We start from the raw sequence: 6783 nt of genomic DNA, 5'->3' as shown, positions 1-6783 counted from the left end.
AAAGATAGAAACATCTGGCAATACTATGAATATCACTGGAACGACAACAAGTGGTAATCATGTTATCCAATGGGGTGGTGGTTTTAATATAGGCGCTGGTGAAAGAGTAAATTTTAAAGGGGATGGGCAAAACTATCTAAACATTGCTCATGGTGCAGGTAAATCTACTATAAAAAACATACTAGATGCAGGTGGTAATAATGTATTTTTAATTAATCCTAATGGGGTTATTATAGAAAAGAGCGGATCAATTATCAATGCTAATCGCTTTGTGGCTTCGACTTCGTCTATGAGTAATGATGATATGTGGAAATTTGCAAAGTTAACTAAAGAACAAGGTGCAGCTTTTTCTCCGGTGTTTAAGCCAAATGGTGGTAATGTGGTAAATATGGGTAATATTACAGCAAATAGTCTTTTGTTACAAGGTAATAAAGTGCTTTTAGAGGCTGATACTAAATATGATCCAGAATATAAAGGCGTTAAATTTGGAAAAATCAAAGCAGGTAATATAACATTGCAAGGTAATGAAGTTTATGTTAATGCTGCTAGTATAGATGCTAATTCATTAAATCACCATACTCCTGGTAGAAGAGCGATAGAAATTCATGGAAAAGGTCATGCGTATTTAGATGCTACAGGGTATTATTATAATACAAGTGCAGGAAACACAATTTTAGCTCTTAAGGAAGGTGGCGGTAAGGATTTTGTTGTAGAAGGAACTGTTTTTATAAATTCTGTGCAAGATTGGTGGCACTTTGCTAAAGGATGGAATGAAAGAAAAGATTTTAGAGAAAATTCTCCAACCTTTTATAGACTTACAACAGATTTGGATTTTGAAGGAATGAATTTTGCGAATTATTGCTTGAGTAACTTTGGTTGTACTAATATGATTATAGGTTATTCAGATGATAATGCTTTTAATAAACAATTTTTTGGCCAAGGATTTACTTTAAGTAATATGTATATAGATACAACAGTAAAAGAAGTTAAAACTAAGCCTAAATATGTAGGTATATTTGGAAAAACATATAATTTTGGTGGAATATCTGATTTGACTGTTGATTATAAAAATCTATATATAAAAACAGATAATGCGCAATATATCGGTGGACTTATTGGATATTCAGAAAAAAGTATTTCTGGTAAATTTAACAATATAGTTATTGAAAATATTGATTATATTAAAGCAAGCGATGAAAAATATGGATTTATTTATGTTGGTGGTTTTGCTGGGAATTTAGATAATGCTCGATCAGTAAGTAATATTGAACTTAAAAATATTAAAAGTATTGAGGCTATTTCAAATGCTATGCAAGGAACACCTATGGTCGGAGGTTTTGCTGGACGTATAAATTATTCTGATGTTGATATGCCTATTTCTATTTTTACTGCTTTTGATAGGATAAAGATTAGCGGAATGGATTCTATTAAAGCTAGCTGTAATGGTGAATTTTGCGGTCATGCTTATGCCGGTGGATTTGCGGGTTATTTATATACATTTAATTCTAATTTAAAAATGAGTAATATTACATTAGATAGTATATCCAATATTCAAGCAAATACTGCAGGATTTTCGGCTTCTGCTGGTGGGTTTATAGGTGAAGGTAATTTTGCAGGTTATCAAAAAGATGGTGTTGAATTTAGCAATATAGCTATAAAAAATTTAAAGAATATTAGCGCCAATGGTTCTGGATGGGGAAGTGCTGCTGGATTTATGGGATATTATGAATATGGACAGTCAAATTTTAAAAGAAATTTTAAAGATATTTTCATATATTTTGATCCAGAAGCTACAATCACAACTACTGGATCTACAATTACAAATAATTTTTTCTTTACAACCCAAAAGAATGATTTTGATGAAAGCTATGATAATATATTTGTCTATTATAAAAATGGAACACTAAATGATACTTATGGAAACACAGGAGTAACAGATCAAGGCTATAATACCGATGAATTAAAACAGGATTTTGAAGAAAAAATAGCAAATATTGCCAAGCCGAAATTTAACAAAATACCAGAAAATGATGGTGATATACCAGGTTTATTTCCATATGAAAAACCAGATGTAGAAGCTATAAAGAGTGAAAAAGTTGAGTTTCAAAAAGAATGGTATAATCAAGAAGTAGTTCAAGCTATATTAGATGATATCTTAAATGGAAAATATAGAGTAAGTATCAATAAATTTGGTGAGATTGTATTTCATGTAAGCACTGTAAACGGGGTTGAGATTACGTTAGATTCCATTAAGCAAAGTTTGGATTTTCTTGATACACTCAAAGAAAAAAATTCAGGATTTGATCAAACTACTGAATTAAAAGAAATTTATAAAGATTACAACAAAGCTTTAAAAATAAAAGATGAGTATGTAGCAGCTCAAGAACATCTTTTTAAAGATGGTAAAAATTCTTTTTACAAAACTTACGCAGAATATGAAAAAGAGTTAAAAATTTATAATTCTTATGTTAAAGAAATAGAAGCAGGTAAAAGAAAAATAAACGATCCTGAATATCTAGCTAGTCTTGATAGAATCAACTCTTTAGCAACAACATTAAAAAATCAAAGAGATATGGTAAATGGCATAGCTACTAAGCTTAATGATGAAAATATAGCAAAAAATGAATACGGCTATACTAATTTTAAATTTGTGGGGGATTTTGCATTGGATTTTGTACATAATCCGCAAAGCCCTGATGTAGATAATCCAAATAAGCCAGAATTGCCAGAAACTGATATAAAATTTGAACAAACAGCTTCACTTAATTTAATCGGAGATCATGCTGTTGAAGAAGAAGATGGCGAAGAAGAGATTGATGAAACTTCTTTGAAACAAAAAGGCCTTACGTGTATAGTTAGCGATAATTTTAAAACTATGAATCCTTGTATAGTTGGGGGATTATAAAATCATGAAAACACAAAGTAACTTCACAAATCACATCATACTCTCAGGCATAACTGTATCAATGCTCTTTTCTCCACTAATGGCTTTACCTAGTGGAGGTAAATTTACTCATGGGACTAGTGGGACTATAACTTCTAATGGTAATAATATGAATATTAACGGACTTGGACAAAATTCTGTCATACAATGGGGTGGTGGTTTTAATATAGCAAATGGTGAAAAGGTAGAATTTGGAGGTAATAGTAAAAACTACCTAAACATTGCTCATGGAGCCGGAAAATCTACCATAGCTGGTATATTAAATGCAGGTGGTAATAATGTATTTTTAATCAATCCTAATGGGGTGATCATTACTAAAACAGGTAGGATTGACGCTAATCGCTTTGTGGCATCAACTAGTACATTAAATAACGCAGATTATGAGAATTTCTTTAAAATGGGATCAAACTTTTCTCCTGTATTTAAAGGCGATAAACTTGGCAATGTGGTTAATATGGGTAATATTGATGTCAAAGAAAACTTAATCTTACAAGGTAATAAAATCATACTCAAGGCAGAAGCTGATAAAGGAACATTAAATCAAATTAAAGCCGGAAATAAAATTCACCTTGATGCAAATGAAATTTATGCAGATATTTCAACCGTAAAAACACCTAGTATAGAAACATCACATGCAAATAAAGGGGATTTGTATTTAAGTGCTATGGGGTATTATTTTAATCCTGAAAGAACATATAATGAATTTGATAATATTAGTAATTTAAATAAAAGTTATAAAAACTATGTTGATATAGGTTCTGTGCAGGATTGGTGGTATTTTGTTAAAGGTTGGAATGATAATAAAAAAGGCTTTAGAGAGACTGCTAATGGATATAGACTTACTAATGATATAGATTTTAAAGGCGAAAACTATGCTAATTATTGTATTGATGGGCAATGCACAAATATGATAATTGGCTATGATAATGAAAAAGTTTTTAATAAAAATTTCGATGGACAAGGTTTTAGTCTAAAAAATATTAAGATCGATTTTACTGCAGAACCAAATAGAGATAAAGAAGATCATGTTTATGTGGGAGTTTTTGGATATGTGAAAGATTCTACCATTAAAGACTTTAGAGTTGATTATGGAATGAATAGCATAAATGTTAATAATGTTGATTATGTAGGTGGTGTTTTTGGAAAAACTGAAAACAATACTATCTCGCAAATAGAGCTAAAAAACATCTCCGATATTACTTCAATAGGTAGAAATAAGGGTTTATTTTTTATAGGTGGTTTTGCAGGACTTGCCGGAGGCAATTTCTCAGATATTAGTTTATATACTATTAAAAATATAAGAGCTGAAAAAGGACAGAGCTCTTTAAATGTAGGCGGTTTTGCAGGTAATGTAAGAGGAAATTTTGAAAAAATATCTATTAAAAATATAGATAATATTATTGTAAAGGGTAATCCAAATTTACCAGCTTTTGTTGGAGGATTTGCTGGGCAGTTGTATAGTGGTAATTACATCAGAGATATAAAAATGGAAGATGTGAAAAATATAGATGTAACCTCTAGTGGATCTTTTGCTAATGTGGGTGGATTTATAGGTGAAATTGGAAGTAAAAATGCAAAGCTTAGCAATATCTACATCAAGAATTTAGAAAGTATAAAAGTAGATAATAAAAAACAACAAGGTGTAGCTTATGTAGGTGGATTTGCGGGAAAAAACTATAGTGCAAATTTAGAAAACATAGCTTTAGAAGGTAAGATAAATATTGATGTAAAATCTACAGATTCTATATACATTGGTGGATTTTTAGGATGTAATGGTGCTAATTCTTGGGGATGTTCAAATAGTGGTGGCTCCATAAAGAATGTTTCGCTATATTTTAAAGAAGGATCTTCTATAAATGCTAAGTCTTATCAAAATAAGACTGTAAATACAGACTTATTTGTAGCTAATAAAGTTGGAATAAATAATTCTAATACAGTATATCATTATGCTAATGACTTTGGGGGTTTTTCAACTAGTGGAGCAAGCGAAGTCAGTTATATAAATAATGATAAATATAGTGAATTCACATCAAAAATCCCTTCTATAACAGATCCTACAAAACCTAGTGAGGTATCTAGGGTTGATCTTGATAACGATGTGTTTTTAGATAATGAAGATTTGTATGAAGACATCATTAATGATGAAATCATTTCAGATCTAAAAAAATACTTAGCTATTAATGCAAATAGTGATTTAAAAAAGCTTTTAGAAGCGTATGGGAATTTAACAGATAGAAAATCAAAAGTACAGTTTATAGCAGAGTTTTTGTTAGATGATAGATATGATGATAAAACAAGCGAAGCTGAAAAATTAATGCAAAGCATGGATTTCTTACTTGCATACTCACAAAATAACAAGATTGACTCTAAATTTAAAGAAGGGGTGCAAGATAAATTTAACAGTTTAAAGCAAGATGCTAAAAATCATTATGACATCACTATAGCAAATAAAGATAAACTAATAGGTTTTATTAGAGATTTACAAAGCAAAGTGGAGAATATTAATGATTTAAAAGATAAATATAATAAAGAAAATTATCAAAAACAAATCGATGAACTTGCAACTAGGTATAACATAATAGTATCCATAATTAATAGCAATAAAAATTTAAGTGAAGATTTACTAAATAATTTTTATAGAGAATTAAGTTCTATATCTTCTAAAATAGAAAATCTTATGTTTTTAGCACAACTTGATAAAAACAAAAGTGATATTTCTATAGATGATTTTGAATCATTAAAAGCTAAAGCAAACCAATATGAGTATTTTACGCTCAATGGAAACTTTGATAAGGTTAGTAATGTCAAAATCCCTATCTTGGATTCTATAAAAGACAGTGAAAATGGTGGAGGTGGTGAAATAGAGATACCTGACAAACCTATTGATCCAGTAGAGCCACCAAGCAATGACTCAGATAATTCTTTGGTGTTTGAACAAACTGCTTCACTTAATTCAATAGGTAGTAAAACATTAGAAGAGGAAGAAGATAAAAATGATATTGAGGAAGCTTCACCTATGCAAAAAGGTAAAATTTGTATAGTAAGTGATAATTCTAAAACTATGAATCCATGCATAGTAAGTGGAATGTAGTTATATACACTAGGATAAATCCTAGTGTATATATAACGAGTATATTAATGAATACTCGTATTAAATAATATTTTGATTAATCAATAATAAATATTAAAAAATAAAAACTCTTAATTTTAAAAAAAACAAATCAAAAGGAACAAACAACCATGAAAAAACTCTTATTTAGCACTATAGCACTTAGTTCTTTAGTCTATGCTAATAATGGAAGTATTACCATAGCTAAAAATGATATAGAAAAGGTTATAGAATTATCCCCTGATAGAAACCTCCCTCAAAACAAAGCTATCAAAGAAAATCTAAAAACCAAAGATGATTATATAAAAAGCCAAGAAGCTAAAAAAGACTTTGAAGAAAAAAAGAAAGAATTAAAAGAAAAACTAAATCAAGAAGAGGAAGTTAATGAGGAAACTAACAATCAAACTAATAACACTACCAACCCAAATAACCAAACTAGCACTAATACTACTAATACAAACAATGATAAAACTAACACTAGTGTAAATGATAATAATTCTAACTCAACTAATAATAGTGATATTACTAATACAAATAATCAAACTAACAATAGTTCTAATAATAATACTACTAATACAAGTAACCAAACCAATACTAATTCTAACAATAACACCCCTACCACTAAAAAAGTAATAACCAAATACAAATTTGTTATCACTAATGAAAACACTAGCTTTGAAAAACTAGGTATTAAAGAAGAAGATTTACAATTACTTATTAGTGAGTTTAG

Annotated in this window: 2 protein-coding genes and 1 pseudogene; all 3 read left to right on the top strand. The window is 29.4% G+C overall.

Annotation, left to right across the window (positions count from 1 at the left end):
- Positions 1-2905 (top strand): filamentous hemagglutinin N-terminal domain-containing protein (locus tag L8U41_RS07730; protein ID WP_263728249.1); only part of this gene is annotated, 2905 nt, incomplete at its 5' end.
- A gap of 4 nt (positions 2906-2909) precedes the next feature.
- The gene (locus L8U41_RS07725; RefSeq protein WP_263728248.1) at positions 2910-6035 is read left to right on the top strand and encodes a filamentous hemagglutinin N-terminal domain-containing protein; all 3126 of its coding nucleotides are present in this window, start codon (positions 2910-2912) and stop codon (positions 6033-6035) included.
- Positions 6036-6184: 149 nt separating this feature from the next.
- Positions 6185-6783: pseudogene (locus tag L8U41_RS07720) on the top strand (hypothetical protein); the annotation flags it as partial.

The sequence above is a fragment of the Campylobacter sp. RKI_CA19_01116 genome, assembly GCF_025771405.1.
Classification (GTDB): Bacteria; Campylobacterota; Campylobacteria; order Campylobacterales; family Campylobacteraceae; genus Campylobacter_D.
Note: the sequence above shows the minus strand (reverse complement) of the source record. Positions and strands in the feature narration are given on the sequence as shown.

Coding starts and splice junctions, on each gene's coding strand:
- L8U41_RS07725 (WP_263728248.1), top strand. CDS start 2,910: ATGAAAACACAAAGTAACTTCACAAATCACATCATACTCTCAGGCATA.